Source organism: Novosphingobium sp. FSW06-99, assembly GCF_001519065.1.
Classification (GTDB): domain Bacteria; phylum Pseudomonadota; class Alphaproteobacteria; order Sphingomonadales; family Sphingomonadaceae; genus Novosphingobium.
The window spans coordinates 349,398-373,359 of record NZ_KQ954252.1 but is presented as its reverse complement, the minus strand read 5'-3'; the positions used below and the strand labels follow the sequence as shown (position 1 = coordinate 373,359).

Sequence of the window (23,962 nt, the reverse complement as noted above, 5' to 3'; positions counted from 1 at the left end):
AGCTCCAGTGCGAATTTTCAAACCGAAGGCCCAACGGGCTCGGTCGCAAATTCGGAAAATGGCGGAAAAATTCCCGGCGCGTCTGCGACTGCGCCGTAGCCGTGCACTAGAACTTTCGCCGCGGCGGCATAGCCTCGGAATATACCCTGTCAGGCTGGTACGTGCAGCCGGTGCCTGATCGCCTGGCGCGCGGCCGCCAGCATGGCCAGCGCCGCATCGGTTTCGCCAAGGGCGCGGGCGAGCGCCATCGCGCCGACCATTTCGGCCGCAGCCGAGGCGGCCAGTGCCTCGGCCTTGCCCTCATCCTCGCCATTGGCGCGCAGCACACCGGCAATGGCCGAGCGCATCCTGTCGATGCCGACACGAAAGCGCGTCTGTGCGGCGGCCGGCAAGCGTGGCACTTCGCCCGCCAGCCAGGGCAGCGGGCAGCCGCGATCGTGCCGCAGCATCGCAGCCGGCGACAGATAGGCATCGACCAGCGCGCCCAGCTCGGGCAGCCCGGCCCCGGCCGCCAGATGGCGATCGATCAACCTGATGCTGTCGTCAAACATCCGGTCGATGGCGTGGACCACCAGATCTTCGCGGCTTTCAAAATGCGCGTAAAAGCCGCCGTGGGTCAGCCCGGCCCGCTTCATCAGGTTGGCCACGCTCAGGCTGTCGGTGCCGCACGTGCGCAGCGCGATTGCCGCCTCGTCGATGATCCGGGCGCGAACCCGGGCCTTGTGTGCGCTCTTGTCAGCCATGGCCTGCCTCAGCTTGCTCCTTGGGTTCGGTCAGTGCGCGGCATCGGCGGGCGGCGGGGCGCCGGGATCGATCCGGCAGAATGGCACCAGAACCAGCGCCAGGATGAACATCCATGCCATCACCCGGAACACATCGTCAAACCCCATCGCCAGCGCCTCGCGCCCGATCAACCGCGCCAGCGTGGCCCCGGCCAGTTCGTTGGCATGGGTCGGATCGGGGGTGAAAGTGCCCATCCGCGCGCCCAGCACGGCCAGCGCATCGCCGGCGGCGCGGCCCGAATGGCCCAGCGCCTCTGACAGGCGGGCGGCGGCGATGCGGGTGTCATCCTGCAACCAACTGTTGACCACCGCGATGCCGATCGCGCCGCCCAGATTGCGCATCACGTTGAACAGCCCCGATGCCGCGCCCAGATCCTGCGGCGGCACGCCCGACAGCGCCATGCTGACCGCCGGAACGATGCACAGCATCAGCGCAAACCCGCGCACCAGTTGCGGCACCAGCAATTGCGCAAAGCCCCACTGGCTGGTCATGCCCGAGGTCATCCACAAGCTGGTGGCAAACAGCGACAGCCCCACCGCGATCATCCAGCGCAGATCGATCCGCTGCGACAGCGTTGCCGCCACCATCGTCGAACACAATTGCGCAAAGCCCACCACAAAGATCGTCTCGCCGATCTGCAGCGCATTGTACCCGCGCACTTGCGCCAGATAGATCGGGATCAGATAGATCGAGGAATAGAGCCCGAACCCGATCACCAGATTGAACAGACAGGCAAAGGCAAAGGTCGGGCGGCGAAACGGCCGCAAGCTGACGATCGGCACCGGCGAGAACACCGCGCGTTCGATGAACAGCCCAAATCCGACCAGCGCGGCCCAGGCGGCAATCGCGATCGTGTCGTCACCGAGCCAGTCATGACGCGGCCCTTCTTCGAGGACATATTCAAGCCCCGCCAGAAACACCGCCATCGCCGCCAGATGGGCCCAGTCGATCCGCCGCAGCATGGCGGGATTGGCACGATCCACGCGCAACAGAACCGCGCACGATCCCGCCACCGCCAGGCCGGGCAGCACATTGACAAAGAACAACCAGCGCCAGTTCAGCGCATCGGTGATCAGGCCCCCGGCGGCCGGACCAAGCGCGGGCGCCAGCACCCCGACCGTGCCCAGAATGGCCGGGATCATCGCGCGTTGCTTGCCCTCGAACAGCGTATAGCCGACCGCGAACACCAGCGGCACCATCGCTCCGCCGGTAAAACCCTGCAGCGCCCGAAACGCCACGATCGACCCGATCGACCACGACAACCCGCACAACAGGCTGCTGAGCGTGAACATCATCGCCGATCCGACAAACAGCCACCGCGTCGACAGTGCGCGTGCGAGATAGCCCGACAGCGGGATCATCACCAGTTCGGCCATCAGATAGGCGGTCTGCACCCAACTGACTTCATCGGGGCCCGCCGACAGCCCCGCCGCCACTTCGCGCTGCGAAGCGGACACGATCTGGATATCGAACAGCGCGAGAAACTGGCCGAACGCCATCAACCCGAAGATCAGGAACTTGCGCCGCGTGGGCATGGCTTGCGGATTGGCCGACCAATCCTGCCCTGACGCGAAAATCCGGGGAGGGGTCATGGGCACGATATCTTTCTGGACATATGATGATCGTAATATATATGATATTCGTAATTTGAACAAGAGTTGATCCCACGGTGAATGCATCCACTGTCCAGACCGCCCCTGTCGCCACCCGTCCAAAAGTGGGGCGCGGGGCGATTGCCGCAACAATCGCCGTGATCGCCGCCGCGTTGGGCGCGGCGTGGATCGAGATGGAACCGGCCCGCCAGTCGACCGACGATGCCTATGTCGCCGCCGATTCGACCACCATCGCGCCGCGCATCCGGGGCTTTGTCAGCGCGGTGCTGGTGCGTGAAAACCAGCCGGTGCACGCGGGCCAACCACTGCTGCGCATCGATGCCGAAGAATTTACCGCCCGCCGCGCCAGCGCCGCCGCCGATCTGGCCGATGCCACCGCTGCCGTCGCCGCAGCGCGCGCCGCGTTGACGCGCCAGACCGCCGAGGAACGGCTGGCCGCCGCCCAGACCGTCGCTGCGGCCACGGTCATCCGCGCGAGCGAAGCCAATGCCGCGCATGCCGCCGCCGATGACCAGCGCTATGCCGCGCTGGTCGGGTCAGGCGCCGTCGCTGCGCGCGATGCCGAAAGCTATCGCACCAGTGCCATAGGCGCGCATCAGGCCCAGGCCAGGGCGGTTGCCGAACTCGGTGTGGCGCGCCATCAGGCCGCGGTGACCAGGGCGCATCGCGCCGATCTGGAAGCGGCGCTGGCCGCCGCCGAGGCGGCGCAGGCGCACGCGCGGGCCGCGCTCGATCTGGCCGAACAGGATCTGCGCCATACCGTCATTTTCGCGCCCATCGACGGCGTGGTCGGCAATCGGCAAGTCCGCGTCGGCGATTTTGTTCAGCCCGGCACACGCGCCCTGACGCTGGTGCCGACCGCGCAAATCTATGTGACCGCCAATTTCAAGGAAACCCAGACCCGCCACATGCGTCCCGGCCAGCGCGCCACGATCCACGTCGATGCGCTGGGCGGCCCGGCCCTGGCGGGCACGGTCGACAGCCTCGCGCCCGGCTCTGCCTCCACGTTCGCGCTGTTGCCGTTCGAACCGGGCACCGGCAATTTCACCAAGATCGTCCAGCGTGTCCCGGTCCGCATCCGGCTTGACCCCGGTCAGGCCAACAATCCGGCGCTGCGTCCGGGCCTGTCGGTCACCGCCACGGTGCACGTGGGCGCCGTGCAGTGACGGCCCCCGCGCAAGACCGCGACATCAAGTCTGCTGATCATCGCACCGTCATAGCGGAAATGGCCGGTCACTCGGCAAACGAGTCGGCGGTCAACCGGCCTGTCGCGCGCAACAGTTCGGCCTGTGCCACCAGCGCATCGCTGCGGCTGCGCGCCAGCGCGAGCTGGGCTGCGCGCAAGCTTTCATCCGCCACCAGGATGTCGAGCGTGGTGCGCAGGCTGAAGCCATATTCCGCCCGCACGCCCTTGAGCGCCAGATCGGCGGCGGCCACCCGGTCGGTGTTGGCGCCCACCTGGGCCTGTGCATTGTTCAGCGCAATCCAGGCCGCTTCGGTCAGGCGCACCGCTTCGCGCCCCGCCGCATCGGCGTCGAACTCGTCGGCGCGATGGTCGGCCCCGGCCTGGCGCACTTGTGACGCGACCAGACCGCCGGTCAGGATCGGCACGTGCAGCACCAGCGCGGCCATCGCGGCGCGCACGTAAAAACCGCCCCTCGGCTCGGCCAGGTTGGAGCCATAGCCATAGCCCGTACCCACCGACAACGTGGGCGCCCCGTTTGCGCGCGCAACCGCTATGCGCGCGCCCGACGCATCGGCGGCGCGCAAGTGCTGCTGATAGACCGGGTTTTCGGCCAGCGCGCGGCTGCGCGCCTGATCGAGCGTGCCCGGCAGGACCGCCAGCTTTTCCTGAGGGGGTGCCAGCGCGCCCGGATCATGCCCGACCACCGCGCGATAATCCGCCTGATCGGTGGCCAGCGCCGCGCGCGCAGCGGCCAGCGTGGCATCGCCCGATGCGCGTTGCGCTTCGAGCTGCGCCACGTCGGTACGCGTGGCCTGGCCCAGGCGAAGCCGTGCCCTGGCCTCGGCCACCTGGCGATCGAGCAGCGTGTTGTCGTCCAAGGCGATGTCGAGGGCCTGCTGATCGTACAGCATCTGGGCATAGACCGAAACGACCGTGTCGATCAGTTGCGCCTCGGCATCGCGCACCCCTTCTTCACCGGCAGACACATCGCTGGTCGCGGCGCGCACCGATGACGACACCCGGCCGCCGGTCCAGATCGGCAGATTGGCCGAAATCGTCGCGCCGCCGCCTTTGTCATAGTCGGTGATGTCATACCCGGCAGAGGCATCCGCCGCCGCCGTCAGCCGACCTGCCGCGCGCGCCTGTTCGGGCGTTTCGGCCAGCGACCGTTGCCGGGCATGGGCCGACGCCAGGGTCGGATTGGTGGAAATGGCTGCATCGACGGCCTGCTGCAGCGTGTCGGCAAGGGCCGGCGTGCCGGTTGCGAGCACCGCAACCAGCATCCCCATACGACCGGCCCTATTCATGACGCAGCGCCCAGGCCGGCGCCGCGCGTGACGCGCGCAGCGACTGGCCCAGCACGGTCAGCACCGCGATCAGCGTCGCCAACCCACTGGCACCCACGAAATAGACCGGCGACAACCCGATCGGATCGGAAAATCCGCTCAGCCAGGTGCGCATGGCGACATAGGCCAACGGCCAGGCCACCACATTGGCAATCAGCACGGGGCGCAGGAACTGGCCGATCAACAGCGCGATAATGTCCGTCGCCGACGCGCCGAGGGTCTTGCGGATGCCGATTTCCTTGACCCGCCGCGCGGTGTTGAAGCTGGCCAGCCCCCACAGACCGACGCAGCCGATCAGCACCGCCAGCCCCGCGCCAAACCCGAACAGCCGCGCGGCATGATCGTCGGCGCTGTAAAAACGGTCGAGGTTCTGCACCGCGGTTCGGCCTTCGAACGGCACATGCGGGGCGATCCTGCGCCAGGCATCCTGCGCCCCCTGCAAAGTCGCCCGCGGATCGCCGGAAAAGCGCACCAGCGCGATAGGTTCGCTGATCTGGCGGGTCTGCAATTCATAGCGCGTCGGCTGAAGCGCAAGGCGCGGCGAGAGAAAGCGCAAGTCATCGACCACGCCGACCACGACCATGGGGGCCTTTCCGCCGATCGTCCTGCCGATTACATCCTGAGGCGAGGCAAAGCCCAGACCTTGCACCGCGGTGCGGTTGATCACCACCGCAGTCGCGTCAGACGGTCCGGCGGTGGCGCTGTCGTCGCCGGGATGCGCGCCGTCAAATACCCGCCCTGCCAGCAAGTGCGCGCCAAGCACCCGAAAATAGTCGGGACCGACAGTGACCTGGCGAAAGCCGAGCGTGCGCCCGGGCTGGCCGGGGATGGCGACATTGGTTTCGGCATCCCAGTCGGTGTAGCCTGGGGCCCCGTTGCCGATCGTCGTCCCGCTGACACCGGGCAGCGCGGCGAGCGCATGAAGCAGCGTACTGCGCGTGCCGTCATCGAGATCGGCGCTGGCCAGCGACGGGATAACGAGCAGGCCATCGCGCGGAAAGCCGAGATCGGCGGTGCGCACGTGGCGTGTCTGAGCGACCAGAATGCTGGTTCCGATCATCAAGGCGATGGCTATCGCAAACTGGAACACCACCAATGCCTCGCGCACGCGGTTGCCCGCGCGACCCCCGCCCGGCGAACGCGCCGAGGCCAGCACTGCAGCGGCAGGAAAGCGCGCCAGCACCAGCGCCGGATAGATGCCCGACAGGCAGCCGACCACGATCACCAGCAGCGCCAGCGGAGCCACCACGCCGTCATGCGCAAAATAGGCGATGCGCAGATCGAGCCCGCCCGCCGCATTGACCAGCGGCAGCCCGATCTCGGCCAGAACCAGGCCCAAAAAGGCCCCGATAGCGCACGTGAGGATCGCTTCACCGATGAAATGGCGCACCAGCGCGGGCTGATCGGCGCCAAGCACTTTGCGCATGGCGACTTCCCGCGCGCGCAGACCGGCGCGGGCAGTGGCCAGGTTGATATAGTTGACGATCGCGATCAGCAGGGTCAGCGCGCCGACCACGCCCAGCGTCACGACGGTCAGCCGTGACCCTGGATGGTCGAAATGGAGGTCATCAAGCGGCTTGAGCGAAAGCTTCAGGGTATCGCTCGGCTTGACCTGCGAATCGCGGAAATGGCCGTGGCGATCGACCAGACCGTCAAGCTGACTGCCCAGTTGCCGGGCAGCGGCAGCGTCGGCAAATTGCAGGTAAGTGCTGACCGTGGCGGACGACCATTCGCGAAAGAAATCATACTGGCCGGTCGGCGGCACTGGCGGCGGCACCAGCCGCACCAGCAGGTCGAACCGCAAATCCGAATTTTTCGGCAGATCGGCAATAATCGCCGCCACCCGGTAAAGATGTTGCTGCCCCAGAAATGACACCGTCAGCGTTTGACCGATCGGATTGGCCGCGCCGAAATAGCGCTGTGCCATGGTCGTCGTCATGATCAGGTTCGACGGATCGGCCAGCGCCGAGCGGGCATCGCCCCGGACCACGGGCAGATCGAACATGGCGAAGAAATCGGGATCGACCTGATCGATCTGTTCCCTGGCAGACGTCCCCCCGCGCAGGATCGTTGCCGAAGTCTGCCGGTCACGCACGACCCGTACCCCCGGAAAATCCTGTCTGATATAATCGGCCAAAGTCCCGAGCGAATACGGCGTCGGGTGGTCCGTCGCATCGGATACGAACTGCGATTGGACCACATAGATCTGGTCATGGTGCGGCAACCAGGTTTCGAAACTCGTTTCGAACCGCACATAGAGCGACAGGACGATGAACACGGCCAGGCCCACGGCCAGCCCGCCGATATTGAGCACGGCGTGGAGTTTGTGCCGGGCGAGCGAACGATAGAAGGCGATCAGTGCAAAGCGGGTCATGGGGCGTGCTCCTCAGATCGCGCGCGCAACCGACGAGACAATGCGCCCGTCGAGCATGTCGATCCGGCGCCGTGCCATGTCGGCATGCGCGGGCGAGTGCGTGACCATGACGATCGTCGCCCCTTCGGCATTCAGGCTGGTCAGGATATCCATGACTTGCGCGCCATTTTCCGAATCCAGGTTGCCGGTCGGCTCGTCCGCCAGGATCAGTTTCGGTTCGCCGATGATCGCACGCGCAATCGCGGCGCGTTGCTGCTGACCACCCGACAGTTGGTGCGGAAAATGGCGGGCGCGGTGGGATACGCCGACCCGGTCCATCGCTGCGGCCACCCGCTCGCGCCGGTCGCCGGGCGCATCCTTGCGATAAGTCAGGCCCAGTTCGATGTTTTCCTGAATGGTCAATTCGTCGATCAGGTTGAAACTCTGAAAGACAAAGCCGAGCGTTTCGGCGCGAAACCGGGCCAGCGCCGCTTCATCGCGACGGGCCAGATCCTGGCCGGCAAACCAGTAATGCCCGCTGGTCGGCCGATCGACCGTGCCCAGCGTGTTGAGCAGGGTGGACTTGCCGCAACCCGACGGGCCCATGATGGCCAGGAATTCCCCTGCCTCGACGTCAAGATCGATGTCGGCCAGCGCGGTCGTCTCAACCGAGTCAGAGATATAGCGACGCTGGATATTCTGTAGGCGGATCATGCGATACTCCGTCAGCGAATGTTGAGAATGTCGCCCTTGATGGACGCTGTGGTGGATGTGACGATGTGGTCGCCGGCCTTCAGACCGGTTTCGATTTCGACGCGTTCGGGATTGCGGCGGCCGACGCGGACCGGCACCCGGCGTGCATGGCGGCCATCGGCATCGACGACGAACGCCGATGACCCGCCGCCCGCGTCGAGCCAGCCGCCGACCGGGGCAACCAGCGCGGCGCGGGTCGCGCCGAGGATCACCCTGACATCAAAGGCCTGCCCGCGACCGAGCCCGGCGGGCGGCGCGTTGCGGAACCCCAGTTCGATATGGAAACGCCCGGCGGTCACCGTCGGCAACACTTTGGTGACCACCAGTTGAACGTTGTTGTCGCCGCTCGCCAGTTGTCCGGCCCTGACCCGGCCCAGGTAATATTCGTCGACATCGGCCACCAGTTTCCAGTTGCCCTCGCTGTCGATCTGCCCGACCTGGTCATTGGCCTTGAGCGTCTGGCCCGGTTCGATGGTGAAATTGCTCAGCCGCCCGGCCACCGGTGCCTTGAGCACGAGCGCGCCGAATTGCGCCTCGACTGCGGTCAGATTGTTGGCCAACCGGTTGCGTGTCTGGGCCAGCCGCGCCGCCTGGACCGAGGCAATGCCATCCTCGCGCGTCTGCCCCTGACGCAACTGGCTCAGCCGTTTGGTCTGATAGTCCGCTTCCTGCTGATAGCTTTTGACGCCTTCGTCGGACACAAAGCCCTGATCGTGCAACTGGCGCCGGATCGACAAGTCGCGCTGGGCCTTCAACAGATCATAATCGGCGGTCGAAATCTGGTTGGTGCGGTCCAGCCGGTTGCGTTCGAGCGACAGATCTTCGCCCGATACGCTGCCAAGCTGGCTGGCGATGGCGGCCTCGCGGGTCAGGATATCGAGCTTGAGCGTGGGATTGTCGAGCGTCGCAAGCGGTTGGCCCGCAACCACCCGCGCCCCATCCTGCACCAGCAGCTTTTCGACCTGCCCCCCGGCCACGGCGCCGATGAAGGTGGTCACCGCCGGTGCAACGGTCGCCCGCACCGGCAGGACGTCGGCAAACGGCGCGCGTTCGACCGGGCTGATGGTGATGTCGGCAGCGGCAATGTCGGTTGATCCACTGGCGGGCATCTGCTGCCAGCCGAACGCGGCAGCGGCAATCGCCAGCGGCGGCAGGGTGTACGCCAGCATACGGCGGCTGCGCCAGCGCCATGCGGGTCTGGCGATAACCCGATCCATGGTCGCGCCGGAAATCGACGTTGGCCCATCGGGGCTGGACGATGCCATGATTGCCTCGTGAAAGATGTGCGAAAAACGAAAGGGCCGGAACGGCGGCGCCACGATGTCCGGAACCGGACACGCACTGTCCGGTTCCGGACAGTGGCGGCGACCCGTCACGTCAGACGGCAAACCCGGTGACGAGCTGCGTGATCGAGGGGGCAGCGAGCGCAAACAGGCCGAAGGTAAGGGTGATGCTGCCCAGGGCAGGCAGGGCGAAATAGCGAAAACGGGCCATTGGTTCGATCCTTGCAGACGATCGGCGGGGTGCCGATTTGCATCGCTACGCAGAATGCGTGCCAAATCGGCCCGAGGGGCAACAATCGCGCTTTTCCATGGATTTGACCGAAGCCGGCCGCAAAGGCAGTGTCCGGTCGTGGACAATCCGGCGCCCGGAATCGGACATTGGCACGATTGTTGATAGGTGCCAGATTAGCCGCTTCCCCGGAGACGCCGATGCCGACCCCACGCTTCGACCTTTGCTTTGTCATCGATGATGACGAAGATATCCTGCTGGCGGCGCAACTCGTGGTTCGCCACCTGTTTCGCGACGTCGAACTGTTCCGCACGCCCGAAGCGGCATTCGAACGGATGCGCGCGCGTCAGCCCGACGCCATATTGCTCGATGCCAATTTCTCGCGCGGCGCCACCGACGGGGCCGAGGGCTTTCGCTGGCTCGACCGCATCCGCCACGAAGATCCCGATGCAGCGATCGTGCTGATCACTGCGCACGGCGGTGTGCAAATCGCGGTCGAGGCGATGAAACGCGGCGCGACCGACTTTGTGTCGAAACCCTGGTCGAACGAACGCCTGACCGCGACCGTGCGCAATGCGGCCGAATTGCGTGTGTCGCGCCGCAGCGCCCGGACCGAAAAGGCCAAGGCGCGCACGATCGCCGCGCCGGTCGGCGCCTCGTCGCTGCTGGGCACCTCGCCCGCCATGGCGCGGGTCCATTCGCTGATCGAAAAGGCCGGGCCGACCGATGCCAACGTGCTGATCCTGGGCGAAAACGGCACCGGCAAGGAACTCGTCGCGCGCGAACTGCACCGCCATTCGCGGCGCAAGGACGATATCCTGCTGACTGTCGATCTGGGGGCCGTGGCCGAAAGCCTGTTCGATTCCGAACTGTTCGGCCACGTCAAGGGCGCGTTTACCGACGCGCGGGCCGACCGGGCAGGACGGTTTCAGGCGGCCGACGGCGGCACCCTGTTCCTCGACGAAGTCGGCAATCTGCCGCTGCATCTGCAACCAAAGTTGCTGACCGCGCTGGAACAGCGCCAGGTCACACCGGTCGGCGCGACGCGGCCGGTGCCCTTTGACGTGCGCGTCATTTCGGCCACCAACCTGCCCTTGCCCCAGCTTGCCGACGAAACCCGGTTTCGGCAGGATCTGCTGTTCCGCCTCAACACTGTCGAAATCGAATTGCCGCCGCTGCGTGATCGCCGCGAAGACATCCCGCTGTTGCTGGACCATTTTCTGGCGATCTATGCCCGCCGTTATGCCAGGCCCTTGCGCGCGCTGACCGACGAGACCCTGGCGATGCTGGTCGCCTATGACTGGCCGGGGAACGTGCGGGCGCTGCGGCATGCGGCCGAACGCGCGGTGATCCTGTGCGAAAACGACCGGTTTATGCCCGAGGATTTTCCCCTGCCCAGCACCCGCCCGGCACCGGCGGCTGGCGTCGGCAGCGCACCCTTTGCCACACCCGCGCCCGACGATCTCAATCTCGACCGCGCCGAACGCGCGCTGGTCGAACGCGCGCTCAGAAAGCATGGCTACAATATCTCGAACGCCGCCGCCGAACTGGGCCTGACCAGAGGCACGCTCTATCGCCGGATGGAAAAACATGGCCTTTAGGGCCCGCCATGCGGCAAGCCTGGCCGCGCTGATCCTTGCGCTGGCAGCGACCCTGGCCGTGCTGATCGCAATCTGGCCCCTGCCCGAATTGCAGGCCACCAAGCTGGCACTGCTGATCGGTGCTGCGGGCATCGCGGCGCTGTTGTGGCAACGCACGCAACGCACCAATATGGCGATTGCCCGGTTTGTTGCAGCGCTCGACCATCGCGACCTGACGCAAGGTTTTGCGCAACGTCAGCAAGGCGCCGGGTTCGACGAACTGGGCATGGCGTTTGACGGCGTGATCTCATGGCTGCGCCAGGAACGCGCCAATCTGGCATCGCAAAACCATTTTGCCTCAGCCCTGGTCGATGAAACGCCAGGCGCGCTGCTGACGATCAGCCCCACCGGCACAGTGCGCCCGGCAAACAAGGCCGCGCGGCGCCTGTTCGGCAGTGGGCACGAACGCGATATCGCCGCTTTTGCGCGCTATGGCGAAGGGCTGGTCAAGGCGCTCGAAACAATCGGGCCGGGCCAGCGCAGGCATTGCCGGGTGCATCTCGACGGGCTGGACCAGCGCGCCATGGTGGCCGCCGCGGAGGTTGAGCAACACGGCGAAACCTGGCGGATCGTCTCGATCGAAGTGATACAGGGCGAACTCGACGCCGCAGAAGTCGCCGCGCAGACCGATCTGGTGCGCGTGCTGACGCACGAAATCATGAATTCGATGACGCCGGTGACATCGCTGGCCGAAACCGCCGCCGCGCTGGTCGCGCAGGCCGATACCGGCGCAGATCCGGGCATCGCCGATGCGCGGGTGGCGGTCGAAGCGCTGGCGCGCCGCGCCGCCGGTATCCTGCACTTTGTCGAAAGCTATCGCGAATTCAGCCGCACGCCCTCGCTCGCGATCACCACTTTCGATATCGAAACCTGGATAGCGCAGTTCGTGCAGATCTTCGGCGCCTCGCCACAAGGCCAGGGCGTGACGGTGTCGCGCAAACTGGCCCGGCCTTCGCAGCAGATGAAGGCCGACGCGGATCTGCTGGGGCAAGTGATTCTGAACCTGCTCAAGAACGGCGGCGAAGCAGCCGTCGGCCACGCGGCCGAGCCACGCATTGCGATCACCTTTGCCGAAACCTCTACCGGCCGGACCCGCATAACCATCCTCGACAACGGTCCGGGTGTGTCGCCTGCACTGGCGGAAGATATCTTCCTGCCCTTCTTTACCACCAAGCCCGCCGGGACCGGTGTAGGCCTCAGCTTTGCGCGGCAGGTGGTGCTGCTCCATCGCGGCGCGATCACGATGATCAGGCAGGGCCCCGATTTCGGGTTCGAGATCCTGATCTGAGCGGCCCCGCGTCGCAATTGGGAAGCGAACCGACCAGACGACGGCATTCCGGTGGTTTGCCGCCGGAAACGTGCTAGTCGCATCGACATGTCAAAGACCCACAGGCTAGCCGGAACCGTTGAAGTTGAGGGGCACCCCTATGACTGGGAGGTCCAGCGCGAACCGCAATGGAGCGAGTCCGAGGGCTGGCAGGGCACAGTTGTTGCGCTGCTCCGGCAAGGAACGCAGCGCGGCGCCTTGCTGGAATTTCCCCCGCCCAAACGCCTGCTGAAAGGTTTGCAGCGCGGCCGTCTGCAAATTGGCGACGCCATTGTGGCGCGCGGCATCCGCGCAGCCCTGCTGGCCGGGTGGGAGCCCGCATCGCGCGGCAAGCCGGTGGTCTTTACGGTCGACGCCGACGGTAACTAGGCCATGAAGGAGGGCATGATGGGCGTTTCGTCAAAGGCGTGGGACGGTGATCTGGTTCGCCAATGGCTGGAAAACCGTATCGTCGCTGCGGGGCGCGATCAGGTCGCGGCCGAGATGCAGGGATATGAAGCCCGGGACGACTATGACAAGGCGGCCGCCGAGGAATGGGTCTGCCGTGCTGTGAAGGCCCCCGCGTACACCGCTGATCAGGCCGCTTTTGCTTCTCGAATCAAACAATTGCTCGGTCAGGACGACTATCGGGCGACGGGTATCTATGATGACCGCCGCTTTGAACGGCATCTGCGCGCCAACCTGAGAAAACTGGCCAGGATGGGCAAAGACAACACCGGGTTCGAGAATACCCTGCATTATCAGTGATCGCTGCCGCGCCAGAATTCGGTTGCGCAATCGCGACACGCACCGCAATCTTGCCTGCAAACGGGAAATGCCGAGTGAAATGACGCAATGATCCTTGAAGACGCTTCGCTCGAACCGGAAACCGATGCCAGCGATCGTGCATTTCTGGGCCATCCCAAAGGGCTGGGGTTTCTGGCCGTGGTCGAAGGGTGCGAACGGTTTTCGTACTATTCGATGCAGACACTGCTGACGCTCTATATGGTCAAATACTTGTTGCTGCCCGCGCATGTCGGCCATGTGCAGGGCCTTGGCTGGCTGTCGCAGCATTGGTACGGCAAATCGGGTCAGCCACTCGCATCGGCGCTGTTCGGCGATTATACCGCGCTCGTCTATCTAACCCCGATCGCGGGCGGCTTTATCGCGGACCGCTGGCTGGGGCGTCGCGCCACGCTGATTGCCGGGGCGACAGTGATGGCGATCGGCCATTTTCTGATGGCGATCGAAAGCGCATTTCTGTTTGCCCTGATCGCGCTGGTGGTCGGTGTCGGCCTGTTCAAGGGCAATATCGCCTGCCAGGTCGGCGAACTCTATCGCCCCGGCGATCTGCGCCGGGCGATGGCGTTCCAGATTTTCTACGTGGCGATCAATGTCAGCGTGATCGCCGCGCCGCTGATTTCGGGCACGCTGGGCGAAGACCTTGGCTGGCATTGGGGTTTTGGCTGCGCGGGCGTGGTGATGGTCGCCGGGTTGCTGATCTATCTTGCGGCAAAGCCCTGGCTGCCCGCCGATCCAGGCGCCGTGGCGCGCCAGACCGGCGGCGGGTCGCCGCGCGCAACGCTGGTGCGCGGCGATGGCGGGCGCATTCTGGCGATCTGCCTGCTGGTGCCGGTGCTGGCGGTGGCATTGTTGACCAATCAGGAGATTTTCAACGCCTATCTCGTGTGGGCCGACGCGGCGTTCGCACTGACATTCATGGGCCATACTTTGCCGACCAGTTGGATGATCACGCTCGATGCCACGCTCAGCTTTTCGATGCTGGTGGCGGTTGCCGCATTCTGGAAATGGCGCGTGGCGCGCACCGGCACCGAACCCGACGAACTGGGCAAGATTATCATCGGCAGCGTGTTTTCGATGGCGGCGGGCCTGTGCCTGTGGCTGGCGGCGACGCAGGCCGGTGGCGGCAAGATCGGGTTGTTCTGGCCGGCGATGTTTCACCTGTTCAATTCGATCGGCTTTGCGCACATCCTGCCGGTCAGCCTGGCGCTGTTTACCAGGCTGGCCCCGCGTGCGCTCAGCGCGACGATTACCGGGATCTACTATCTGGCGTTCTTTGCCGCCAACAAAGTGGTGGGCGTGGTCGGCGGCTGGTATTCGTCGATGCCCACCCCGCAGTTCTGGCTGTTGCACGTCGCCAGCGCTGCCGTGGGTCTGGTTGCCTTCAGCCTGTTCAAGCTGACCGTGGCCAAACGCTTGATCGCCGAACCGGCCAGCGCCTGAGGCAGGTGGGCGCCTACGCCCGTTCGGCAGCGGCCAGTTCGGCCTCCATCGCCCGCCGCATCTCGAATTTCTGGGCCTTGCCGGTGACCGTCATCGTAAAGGCGCTGACCACGCGGACGTGGCGCGGGACTTTGTAATGCGCAATGCGCCCGCGACAGTGCGCCACCACATCCTCGGCAGTCAGGCTGGCGCCGGGCCGCGCGATCACCCAGGCGCAGACTTCCTCGCCAAACCGCGCGTCGGCTACGCCGAACACTTGTGCATCGGCAATGTGGGGGTGGTCGAGCAGGAATTCCTCTATTTCGCGCGGCGAGATGTTTTCGCCCCCGCGAATGATCGTGTCCTTGATCCGCCCGGTAATCCGCACATAGCCCTGTTCGTCCATCGTCGCCAGATCGCCCGAATGCATCCAGCCCTCGGCATCGATCGCATCGGCCGTGCGCGCCGGTTCGTCCCAGTATCCCTGCATCACGGCATAGCCGCGCGCGCAATATTCGCCCTGCTGGCCACGCGGCAGGGTCTGCCCGTCGAGGCCGATGATCCGCGCCTCGGCATGGGGATGCACGCGGCCGACCGATCCGACACGGTATGCGATGGGATCGTCGGTCGCGGTCTGGGTGGTCAGCGGGCTGGTCTCGGTCATGCCATAGCCGATAGTCACCTGATCCATCTGCAGCCGCGTCATGACTTCGCGCATCGTCGCCAACGGACAGGGCGATCCGGCCATGATCCCGGTGCGCAAGGTATCGGTGCGCGCCATGGCCAGCGCCGGATGGTTGATCAGGGCGATGAACATCGTCGGCACGCCATAGAGCGCGGTGCACCCTTCGGCCCCGACCGCATCGAGCACCGCCTGCGGGTCGAAACTGTCGGAAGGGTAGACCACCGCCGCGCCGCTGGTGACGGCCGCCAGATTGCCCAGCACCATGCCGAAACAGTGATAGAGCGGCACTGGCACGCAGATCCGGTCATCCGGGGTCAGATGCAGCGTGCGGCCGGTGAAATAGCCGTTGTTGAGGATGTTGCGATGGGTCAGCGTGGCGCCTTTTGGCAGGCCGGTGGTGCCGCTGGTGAACTGGATATTGATCGCATCATCCGGGCCAAGCGCGGCACCGGCGGCATCGAGTTGCGCACGATCGACCGGCGCGCCGAGATCGGCCCAGCGCAGGCATGCCGGGTGTTCGGTGTCGCCCAGCGTGACCACCAGTCGCAGGCCGGGCGTGCGGGCGGGCCAGATTTCGGCGAGCATGGCAATATAATCGCTCGACTTGAACCGCGCCGCCGTCACCAGCACCGAGGCGCCGACTTTGTTCAACGCATATTCGACTTCGCTGGTGCGATAGGCAGGGTTGATCGTGACCAGGATCGCGCCGATCCGCGCAGTGGCAAACTGGATCACCGCCCATTCGGCGCAATTGGGCGCCCATATCCCCACCCGGTCGCCCGCGCGCACGCCGCGCGCGATCAGGCCCGTGGCAATACGGTCAACGTGCGCATCGAATTGCCCCCAGGTCCAGGCAATGCCCTGATGGCGCGACACCAGCGCCAGACGATCGCCCCAGCGCGCCGCCGCATCGCGCAGCGCCGCACCGATGGTGACATCGAGCAGGGGTGTGTCGGTCGGGCCCCGCGAAATGGAAAGTTGCTCGGTCATGATCCCTACCGCGCGATGTTGATGACCTGAAGCTGGGTATATTCGGCCAGCCCCTCGACCGATTGTTCGACGCCCAGCCCCGATTGCTTGAACCCGGCCATCGGGATGTGCGGTCCGATGGCGATATGCTGGTTGACCCACACTTGCCCCGCCTGCAGCCGCGCGGCAAGGTCTGCGGCGCGGGTGACATCGCCGCTCCACACCGATGCGCCCAGGCCATAATCGCCACTGTTGGCGCGGGCGATCACATCGTCGATGTCGTCAAAGCGGATCACCGGCAGGATCGGGCCGAACTGTTCCTCATCGACGATGTTCGCCCCGTCGGTCACGTCGCGCACGATCGTCGGCTCGATGAAATAGCCCGCGCGGCCGATCGCCTGGCCCCCTGCGATCACCGTGCCATCGCGCCGGGCGCTGTCGAGGAAGGCCTTGACCTTTTCGTACTGCGCGGCGTTCTGGATCGGGCCGATCGTGGTGCCCTGTTCCAGCCCGTCGCCGACCACCGCCGCTTGCGCCAGACGCGCCAGTTCGGCGCACATCGCGTCATGGATATCGGCGTGGACATAGGCGCGCTTGATGGCCAGGCAGACCTGCCCGCAATTGAGGAAGGCACTGGCAAAGATCCCGGCGGCGGCGGCGCGCACATCGACATCGTTCAGCACGATCGCCGCATCGTTGCCGCCCAGTTCGAGCGTGATGCGTTTCAGCGTGTCAGCGCTGTTGGCCAGGATGGCCTTGCCCGTGGGGGTCGATCCGGTGAAGCCCACTTTGGCCACATCGCGATGCGCGGTCAGGTGCGGCCCCAGATCGTTGGCATCGGTGATCACGTTGACCACGCCCGCCGGAAACACCTCCTTGCAGATTTCACCCAGCACCAGCGCGGTGACCGGGGTGGTCGGTGCGGGCTTGAGCACGATGGCGTTGCCCGCCAGCACGGCGGGCCCGATTTTCCAGCATGCGACCAGCAGCGGGAAATTCCACGCGATGATCCCCACCACCACGCCGAGCGGCTGATGGCGCACGGCGATATAGCCGGTGTCGTCGTCCTGAATGATCCGGTCGGGCAAATCCAGCGTGGCATAGTGGCGCAGATAGCCCTCGGTCCACGCCAGTTCGCCTTGCGCCTCGGGCAGCGGTTTGCCTTGTTCAAGGGTCACCAGCCGCGCCAGTTCGGCAGCCCTGGCGGCAATCGCGTCGGCCAGCGCGGTCAGGGCGAGGCGGCGATCGGCGATCGGCGTGGCACCCCACGCAGGTTGCGCCGCCTTGGCGGCGGCAATCGCCGCATCGGCATCGGCGACACTGGCGCGCGGCACGCGCGCAAACGCCGCGCCGGTGGCCGGATTGATCACATCGAGATGCTGCGCAGCATCGACCAGTTGCCCGCCGATGAGCATACGATAGTCAGCCATGAACCTCTCCAGTTTTTTGTATCCGGTTTATCAGAACTTGCGACTGAGCGTGAAGCCGAAGGTGCGGGGCGCGCCGATGTGGTTGTAGATGAAATTGAACGCCGATCCGGTTTCAAGATCATAGCGCGAGGTGAAATAGAACCGGTTGGCAATGTTCTTGCCCCACACCGTCAGCGTCCACTGCTTGTCGGGTGAGACCCAGTCGATGTGGCCATCGAACAGTTCATAGCCGTTCTGCGTCAGGAATGCCTTGTTGTGGATGTCGAAAAATTGGCTCGACACATGGCTGAGCAAAGGATGCAACGAGATCGCGCCGAAATTGCCCTCAGCCACGGTCCAGTCGATACCGCCGTCGATCGAGAAATGCGGCGCGTTGATCAACTGGTTGCCCGATACGTTCAGGCCATCGACCACGCCCTGGTCGACTTTGGCGCTCAGCCAGCCGAGGTTGCTGTGCAGCGACAGTTTGTCATTGATCCACAGCGCGATCTGGCTTTCCGCGCCATAGATATGCGACCGGTCGAGATTGACCAATGTTTGCGCGGCGGTGGTCGGATCGACGCTGATGAATTGCTGATCGTGATAGCGGTAGTAGAACCCGGCCAGGTTGACCGTCAGATGACGGTTGAAGAACTGCCCCTTTTCGCCCGCTTCAAACGCCGAAATGGTTTCGGGCAGCGCCTGGTTGAATTCCTGCGGCAGGAAAAATGCCTGCGCGTTGAAGCTGTTGCCGCGATAGCCTGTGCTCCACGTGCCATAAAAATGCACATTGCGATCGACGATGTAATCGATCCCCAGCTTCCCGGTCAGTCGGCTGGTCGAAAAGCTTTGCGCGGCGGTGGCGCCCAGATTGGACGTGCCAGTGCCGGGAATGTTGTTGTACAGCGGATCGCCAGTCGGGCCATAGACGATCGAATTGAAATTGTACTGGCGCCCGTCGTCCCAGTTATAGCGTAGCCCCGCGCGGAGCACGACATTGCCGAGCCGCCAGTTGCCGTCGAAATAGAGCGCATAGCTGTGCTTCAACTGGTTAAACTGGTTCTGCACAATGCAATCGGCCGAATAGGCGTTGGCGGCGCAACTGGCATCGCTGACCGGGGGCAGATCGGTGAACAGTTGGAACCGGTTGGCATTCCACACCATTTCGCGGTTGTAATAGGCGCCGAGGATGAAATTCCAGGGCCTGGACCACTTGGTTGTCAGCCGCAGATCCTGGGTGAATTGGCGGGCGGTGTCATAATACCAGATCGCGATCGAATCGTTGGGCGCGCCCGACGTGTGTTCGGGGATGACCAGATCGCCATAATCGTATGATGTGATCGATGTCAGCGCGAGGCCGTTGTCGAAGTCATAGTTCATCGTCAGCGACGCCGATTGCGTCAGATTACGGCGACGGCCATCGTTGTACGACTGGGTTTGCCAATTGCCGAGCGAGGCGGGGCGCGCATAGATCAGCGGGCTGCCCGGCGCATAGACGCTGGCCCCTTCGCCGCCCGGTCCGGGCTGGGCATAGATGCCGTAGTTATAGGGGTCCTGAAATGTCTGCTCGAGCCGCAGCAGGGCGCTGAACTGGCTGTTGGGCTTGTACAGCAGCGACACGCGCGCACCCCAGTCGCGCTTTGAATCGAACGCGGGCTGGCCGGGGGTCACGTCCTTGAACCAGCCGTCGGCCACGTCGCCGGTCACCGCCACGCGCAGCGCCAGTGTCGGGCTGAGCGCGGTGTTGAACGCCGCCGATCCGGTGAAGGCGTTGTAATTGCCAAAGCCAACCGTGGCATAGCCGTTGGTGTCGAACGTCGGCGCGCGGTCGATCAGGTTGACCGCGCCGCCGGTGGTGTTCTTGCCATAGAGCGTGCCTTGCGGGCCGGACAGCACTTCAAGGTGATCGACATCGAAGAAACCGAGCCCGAGCAGCGCCGGATTGCCCTTGTAGACTTCGTTGTAATACGTCGCGATCGGGCCGTCCTGGTTGAGCGAATAGTCCGACATCGAAATGCCGCGCAGCGAAAACAGCGGCGTCGAATCCCCGGTGGTGTTCGACGAATGCAGGTTGGGCACCAGGCTGACAATATCGCCCGCCTGTGTGACATGCGCCCGCGCCAGCGTCTCGGCGCTGATCGCGACGATCGTGCCGGGAATGTCCTGCGCGCGTTCCTTGCGCTTTTGCGCGACCACCAGGATTTCCGGCCCGGTTGCCGTATCGGCGGCGGGCGCCGGTGCGGTCTGCGCCAGTGCGGGCATCGCCGTGCCCAGGCCGCAGATCATCATTGCGGCACGCGATGCGTGCCGCAGCAGGTCCTTGTTCATCTCTATCCCCTCCCGGAATGGCTAAATTTTCATGGTTTTCCTGCGGTTGTGAAACCTGCGACCAGCCGCGTTCTTGTCGCGACGCGGTCGAGCCGCAGGGGTTGCTGGCGTAACAGGCCGAGTTCCGCCGCCGTGTAAGGTCGGAAATTGCCCGGCACATGGTCAGGGTCAAACCGGTACAGCGTCCAGTTCAGCAAGTTGGCCAGCCGCGCATCGTCGAGATTGGCGGTTGCCACGCCGGGCACCCGGCCCAGAAATTCGCGGCCACCCGGTGCGCCCAGAAACCGGGCGACCATGCCGCGCAACGGCGGGGCCGACCGGTCATCGCCACTGCCATCGGGGCGATGGCAGCCCTGGCATTTGAGCATATAATCGACATGCGCCTGATCGGCATCACGCCCGCCCGGCGCAGCCCCGGCCAGCGCCAGCCCCGCCATCAGCGCCGGCACCGCGCGGCGCATCATGGCGCCAGCCGTGCGTGAAGCGCGGCGAGGTCGGCCGGGCCCATTTTGCCAGGATCGGCGGCATAGCCCGCCACTTCAGCGGCCGAGAACGCGCGGAACGGGGGGCCATCATGGCTGATGCGTGTGCCGACATGGTTGAGCACGGCGGCCACGGCGGCGGCATCGAGCCCACTTTGCGCAGGCATGACATTGCGAAATGTCTGTCCTTCGACCTGTAGCGGGCCGATCAGCCCGACCATCACCACCAGCGCCAGATAGCGCCGGCCCTCGGGCCGCGCCGCCAGCGTGCGCACATCGCGGTTGAGCGGGGGAAACGCGCCCGGCACGCCTGCGCCCGTGGCGGTGTGGCACGCGGCGCAGCGTTCAAACACTGCCGCGCCGTCCTGCGCCTGCGCGCCGGTGGTGATCAGGATCGCCGGGATCAGCGCCAGCGCCCACTTCATTTGGGATGATCCAGCGCGACACCGACGATCACCGCCGTCGAACAGGAATAGACGCTGCTGCCGAGACCAAGGCACCAGTCGTAATCGTTGTTCGACTGCGCGCGCACTTGCGGGCGGTCGCCCTCGTTGCGGTTGCACAGGCATTGCCCGCACGATGTCGTACCGCAACAGTCGTTATAGCTGATGATATAGGCGCGGTTGTCGGCGGGATTGGTACAAGTGCCGATCCAGGTGATCGGGCTCATTTCGGTGCCCGGCGGGCAGGCGTTGACCGCGCCGCCGCAGCACGTGCACAAAAACCCGTCGATCGCGCAATAGCGCCAGTAATCGCAACTGGTGCGGTCACCCGGGTCCTGAATGTTGCCCGAGGTGACCGGCAGATGCGCCGGGCCCTGCGGATGGGTGGCGGCGCGCGCCACCGGCAACACCGGAAAGGCGGCGGCGCCGGTCATCCCGAGGCCCAGCTTGGCCAGCAGGCTGCGGCGCGAGGTGCCGCGCGCGATCGTGCGCGTCAGATGTTCGGCAAATTTGTCCAGACCGGCCATGGCTCAGGCTTCTCCGTTTCGCTTGGCCAGGAATTCCTGGATCGAGGCGACCCCATGTTCCTTGGCGACAAACAGGCTTTCGAGATGTTCGCGGCTGTTGACGAGCCCGGTCGAGGCGACCCGTCCCGCTTCGTCGATCAGCACCGCATAGGGCAGTTTCGACACGCCGAAGGCGCGGCCCAGCGCTTCGGACAGCACCATCGGCATGTCCTCCAACCCGTGCGCCCTGGCCAATTGGCGATAGCCGGCCAGCGCGCCGTCCCCTGCAATCACGATGTCGAGCCAGCCCGCTTCGGCGCGCGCGGCCGAGCGGACGACCGGCAACAGCGATTTGCACACCGGGCAATCGGGCGAGGCAAAGAACAGTAACTGGCTGCGCCCGTCGCGCCGACCGCCCACCACAAGCGCGGCGCCGTCCACCGTGGTCAGCGTCAGCGGCGTGGCCGTCTCACCGACTTTCACGCTTTGCGGCAAAGACAGCGCGCCCGCCGGCGCGATCCGTTCGTGCAGCACGCCGATCTGGCGGGCCAGCGCGGCGATCAGCAGCGCCTCGACGATCACCGCCGCCCACAGCAGCAATTGCGAAATCACCATCACGAAGTCCTCCAGCGAGGGCGCGGAATCGCCATGATTTCCAGCGCGGCAAGATAAAGCGCCAGCGCCCCGAACGCGGCCATCACATCGACGGCCAGCGGGTCGGGTGACTGCTGTGGCAGCATGGCCAGCACCAGCGCCAGCAGCGCCAGCACCACGGGGCGCAGGATTTGCGGGCGGCCGATGCGATGGGGCCGCGCCACCAGATCGCACCCGCAATCGAGCGTCGCGCCACGGTGCCGCCACAGGGCCAGGCCATAGGCCGACCATACCAGCGCGGCGATCAGTGCCCCGGCGAACAGCCCGCCCGGCAGCACCAGGCACAGCGCGGCAACCGCCTCGATCGCGCCGATCATGACCATCAGCACGGTGGCGAGCGGGCCCGACACCCCCGCCAGCCGCCCGGTGGCCGTGCTCAGCCGGTCGCTGCTATGCGCCTTGTGGGCCGCCGACAGCGCCAGCACGAGCGCGAGGAACAAGGCCAGCGCACGCATCAGGGCACCGGGGTGATGACGATGGGGTTGAACGCGACCGTGGCGCCCAGCGTGCGCACAAACGCACCGCTGGCGGCGTCATAGATGTCGATCACCCCGTCGGCGCGGGCGAGTACCAGATGCGGGACATCCTCATGCGTCACGGCAAGCGCCAGCGACTGCGCCTTTAGCGGTATACGCGCGATGCGTGTCTTGTGGGCGGGGTCGAACACCCAGACTTCGGTGCCGCCATCCTTGTGGCCGCCTTCGTGTCCGGCGGGGTTCATCAGCACATAGAGATGCCCGGCAGTATCGGCGTTGATCACCTGCCAGCCGCCCGGGCGCCATTCGGGCGCGGCGCCATCGGCAGTGCCGACGCTGAATGCACCGGGGATCACTTTGGCGAAGGGGCCCGAAAAATCGAACCCCTGGATCAGCCCGCGCTGGCCGACAAACCAGGCGGTCTGGCCGATCCACGCCGGCGTGCTGAACAAGGCCTGGTTGTCGATATCCTGCACGGCCTTGATCGTCGCGGTGCCCGACACTTTGCCCGCCGCATCGAGCGTGACCGAATAGAGCGAACCGTCGGCGCAGAAACTGGAAAAGCCGCGCGCGCCGGTGGGGTAGATCTGCGAACAGCCAGGCAAATCGACCTCGCCCAGCACCTTGCGGCCATCGAGATCGACCACGCTGACAGTCTGTGCGGGGGTAAAATTGGCCACCAGCGCCCATTTTTCGGCATTGGTGAACTGGAACAACTGCGGATACGTCACCGACAACTGGCGCTTGCCGCCAGGCAGCACCACTTCGCCGCCGGGTTGCAGATCGCCCAGTTTCCAGAACGTGATCGCATCGGTGCGCGTGCCGCGCGTCAGCCGTGAATAGAACGTTTCGGCGGTCAACAGTTCGCCACGCCGGGTGGAGATCAAGGAATTGCCGAATTGCGCCGACCGCACGATCCCTTTGAGCGGTTGATTGGCCGAGGCGGTATCGACCACTACCACCCGGCCATCGACGATCGAATTGAAATTGAAATCGTTGATCAGCACCCAGCTCCTGGGCCATTGGGCGGGCAGCGCGGTGACCGTGGGGATCGGTTCGACCGGCAACGCGGCGGACACCGATGCGGCCTGGGCCAGCGCTGGCTGCGCGCTCGCCACGGCCAGCGCAGATGATAGCAAGCCGACAAACCACCGCATTGCCCGTGTCCTCCCCATGAAAACGCCCGCCGACGGCAGGTGTGACCAGAGCGCGACAATGCCGCCACATTTCAAAAGTTGTCAATTGACCTAAATTTGTCTAGTGACCTAATTTGCGGGAGACCCCCTTCCCGGCGA

At 65.3% G+C, this 23,962-nt stretch carries 21 protein-coding genes; 6 read left to right on the top strand and 15 right to left on the bottom strand.

Annotated elements, in window-relative coordinates; translation table 11 throughout:
• Positions 1-149 precede the first annotated feature (149 nt).
• Together AQZ49_RS04265 and AQZ49_RS04260 are read right to left on the bottom strand one after the other, a co-directional pair.
• Positions 150-743, bottom strand: coding sequence for a TetR/AcrR family transcriptional regulator (locus AQZ49_RS04265; protein WP_067613248.1), 594 nt, complete (start codon positions 741-743; stop codon positions 150-152).
• Between the two features lie 30 nt (positions 744-773).
• Positions 774-2,375 carry a DHA2 family efflux MFS transporter permease subunit gene (locus AQZ49_RS04260; protein ID WP_082701324.1) on the bottom strand — a complete coding sequence of 534 codons (1,602 nt, stop codon included), beginning with the start codon at positions 2,373-2,375 and terminating at the stop codon, positions 774-776.
• Between the two features lie 77 nt (positions 2,376-2,452).
• Here AQZ49_RS04260 and AQZ49_RS04255 point away from each other — a divergent pair, with 77 nt between their 5' ends.
• Entirely contained in the window at positions 2,453-3,562 is a 1,110-nt protein-coding gene (locus tag AQZ49_RS04255) for an HlyD family secretion protein (protein WP_067613245.1), read from the top strand.
• 67 nt (positions 3,563-3,629) lie between these two features.
• Here the strand turns inward: AQZ49_RS04255 and AQZ49_RS04250 are convergent, their stop codons facing one another.
• Genes AQZ49_RS04250 through AQZ49_RS04235 form a run of 4 tightly spaced genes read right to left on the bottom strand, consistent with a single transcriptional unit; the run spans position 3,630 to position 9,299 of the window.
• Positions 3,630-4,871 carry a TolC family protein gene (locus tag AQZ49_RS04250; RefSeq protein WP_231738758.1) on the bottom strand — a complete coding sequence of 414 codons (1,242 nt, stop codon included), beginning with the start codon at positions 4,869-4,871 and terminating at the stop codon, positions 3,630-3,632.
• Between the two features lie 10 nt (positions 4,872-4,881).
• Complete coding sequence (locus AQZ49_RS04245; protein ID WP_067613243.1) at positions 4,882-7,302, bottom strand: ABC transporter permease; 2,421 nt, start codon at positions 7,300-7,302, stop codon at positions 4,882-4,884.
• A 12-nt stretch (positions 7,303-7,314) separates the two neighbouring features.
• Positions 7,315-7,995: an ABC transporter ATP-binding protein gene (locus AQZ49_RS04240; RefSeq protein WP_067613241.1), complete on the bottom strand. Its 681-nt coding sequence runs from the start codon at positions 7,993-7,995 to the stop codon at positions 7,315-7,317.
• Between the two features lie 11 nt (positions 7,996-8,006).
• Positions 8,007-9,299, bottom strand: coding sequence for an efflux RND transporter periplasmic adaptor subunit (locus tag AQZ49_RS04235; RefSeq protein WP_231738738.1), 1,293 nt, complete (start codon positions 9,297-9,299; stop codon positions 8,007-8,009).
• A gap of 447 nt (positions 9,300-9,746) precedes the next feature.
• On the opposite strand from AQZ49_RS04235, the gene AQZ49_RS04230 reads away from it, so the two are divergent.
• The 5 genes from AQZ49_RS04230 to AQZ49_RS04210 all read left to right on the top strand — a co-directional run bounded on the left by AQZ49_RS04230 (position 9,747) and on the right by AQZ49_RS04210 (position 14,736).
• Entirely contained in the window at positions 9,747-11,147 is a 1,401-nt protein-coding gene (locus tag AQZ49_RS04230) for a sigma-54-dependent transcriptional regulator (RefSeq protein WP_067613238.1), read from the top strand.
• Positions 11,137-12,474 carry a sensor histidine kinase gene (locus AQZ49_RS04225; RefSeq protein ID WP_067613237.1) on the top strand — a complete coding sequence of 446 codons (1,338 nt, stop codon included), beginning with the start codon at positions 11,137-11,139 and terminating at the stop codon, positions 12,472-12,474. Before AQZ49_RS04230 ends, AQZ49_RS04225 begins: the two co-directional genes overlap by 11 nt.
• 87 nt (positions 12,475-12,561) lie before the next feature.
• Positions 12,562-12,882, top strand: coding sequence for a hypothetical protein (locus tag AQZ49_RS04220; protein ID WP_067613236.1), 321 nt, complete (start codon positions 12,562-12,564; stop codon positions 12,880-12,882).
• 15 nt (positions 12,883-12,897) lie between these two features.
• Positions 12,898-13,260, top strand: a complete 363-nt coding sequence (locus tag AQZ49_RS04215) for a hypothetical protein (RefSeq protein ID WP_369819068.1) — start codon at positions 12,898-12,900, stop codon at positions 13,258-13,260.
• Positions 13,261-13,347: 87 nt separating this feature from the next.
• Positions 13,348-14,736: a peptide MFS transporter gene (locus tag AQZ49_RS04210; RefSeq protein WP_067613233.1), complete on the top strand. Its 1,389-nt coding sequence runs from the start codon at positions 13,348-13,350 to the stop codon at positions 14,734-14,736.
• 13 nt (positions 14,737-14,749) lie between these two features.
• Here the strand turns inward: AQZ49_RS04210 and AQZ49_RS04205 are convergent, their stop codons facing one another.
• From AQZ49_RS04205 to AQZ49_RS04170, 9 genes are read right to left on the bottom strand one after another with little or no spacing between them, the layout of a single operon-like run.
• Positions 14,750-16,390, bottom strand: coding sequence for an AMP-binding protein (locus AQZ49_RS04205; protein WP_067613231.1), 1,641 nt, complete (start codon positions 16,388-16,390; stop codon positions 14,750-14,752).
• A gap of 5 nt (positions 16,391-16,395) precedes the next feature.
• On the bottom strand, positions 16,396-17,799 hold the full coding sequence (locus AQZ49_RS04200) for an aldehyde dehydrogenase family protein (protein ID WP_067613229.1): 1,404 nt from the start codon (positions 17,797-17,799) through the stop codon (positions 16,396-16,398).
• Between the two features lie 30 nt (positions 17,800-17,829).
• Complete coding sequence (locus tag AQZ49_RS04195; protein WP_067613227.1) at positions 17,830-20,106, bottom strand: TonB-dependent receptor; 2,277 nt, start codon at positions 20,104-20,106, stop codon at positions 17,830-17,832.
• 29 nt (positions 20,107-20,135) lie between these two features.
• Positions 20,136-20,570 carry a cytochrome c family protein gene (locus AQZ49_RS04190; protein ID WP_067613225.1) on the bottom strand — a complete coding sequence of 145 codons (435 nt, stop codon included), beginning with the start codon at positions 20,568-20,570 and terminating at the stop codon, positions 20,136-20,138.
• Positions 20,567-21,013 (bottom strand): c-type cytochrome, encoded by a 447-nt coding sequence (locus AQZ49_RS04185; protein ID WP_067613223.1) that lies wholly within the window; start codon positions 21,011-21,013, stop codon positions 20,567-20,569. The genes AQZ49_RS04190 and AQZ49_RS04185 overlap by 4 nt, the downstream gene beginning before the upstream one ends.
• Positions 21,010-21,558 (bottom strand): methylamine dehydrogenase light chain, encoded by a 549-nt coding sequence (locus AQZ49_RS04180; protein WP_067613221.1) that lies wholly within the window; start codon positions 21,556-21,558, stop codon positions 21,010-21,012. Before AQZ49_RS04180 ends, AQZ49_RS04185 begins: the two co-directional genes overlap by 4 nt.
• A 3-nt stretch (positions 21,559-21,561) precedes the next feature.
• On the bottom strand, positions 21,562-22,152 hold the full coding sequence (locus tag AQZ49_RS04175) for a redoxin family protein (RefSeq protein ID WP_197410922.1): 591 nt from the start codon (positions 22,150-22,152) through the stop codon (positions 21,562-21,564).
• On the bottom strand, positions 22,152-22,646 hold the full coding sequence (locus AQZ49_RS21695; protein WP_082701322.1) for a MauE/DoxX family redox-associated membrane protein: 495 nt from the start codon (positions 22,644-22,646) through the stop codon (positions 22,152-22,154). Before AQZ49_RS21695 ends, AQZ49_RS04175 begins: the two co-directional genes overlap by 1 nt.
• Positions 22,646-23,824, bottom strand: a complete 1,179-nt coding sequence (locus tag AQZ49_RS04170; protein ID WP_067613219.1) for an amine dehydrogenase large subunit — start codon at positions 23,822-23,824, stop codon at positions 22,646-22,648. Before AQZ49_RS04170 ends, AQZ49_RS21695 begins: the two co-directional genes overlap by 1 nt.
• Between the last annotated feature and the right edge of the window lie 138 nt (positions 23,825-23,962).